Below are 488 nucleotides of genomic sequence, written 5' to 3' on the forward strand. Positions count from 1 at the left end.
GCCCCGCCAGTGCACCGCCCTACCTGCCGGGAACTGGCCGTGGCCTTCGGCACCGTCGGCGCGACGGGCTTCGGCGGCGTGCTACCTTGGGCGCGTCGTATGGTGGTCGATCAACGCCGCTGGCTGACCGACCGGGAATTCGCCGAACTGCTGCCGCTCGCGCAACTGCTGCCCGGGCCAAACGTCGCCAACATCGCCACCGTATTAGGACGCCGCTTCCGCGGACCGCGAGGCGCCGCCGCCGCCGTCGCCGGCCTCTACTTCTGCCCGACCATCGTCATCATCCTGATCGGCTTCGCCTACGCGCGATGGGGACAAACGTCTCTCGTCCAGCACCTGCTCTCCGGCCTTATGCCCGCCGCCACCGGCCTGGTGATCGCCACGTCGCTGCGGTTGCTCGGCGGACTGGAACGGCACTGGAGCACGCTAGACTTCGCCGCGGCCACCTTCATCGGCAGTTTCGTTTTCGGCCTGCCCCTGCTGCTCGT

General features: G+C 69.1%; 1 protein-coding gene. It reads left to right on the forward strand.

Annotated features, from left to right (window positions below):
- Positions 1–39: 39 nt before the first annotated feature.
- Positions 40–488 (forward strand): chromate transporter (locus CDV44_RS26870; protein ID WP_249277748.1); only part of this gene is annotated, 449 nt, incomplete at its 3' end.

This window comes from Pandoraea sp. PE-S2R-1 (assembly GCF_002179865.1).
GTDB lineage: Bacteria > Pseudomonadota > Gammaproteobacteria > Burkholderiales > Burkholderiaceae > Pandoraea.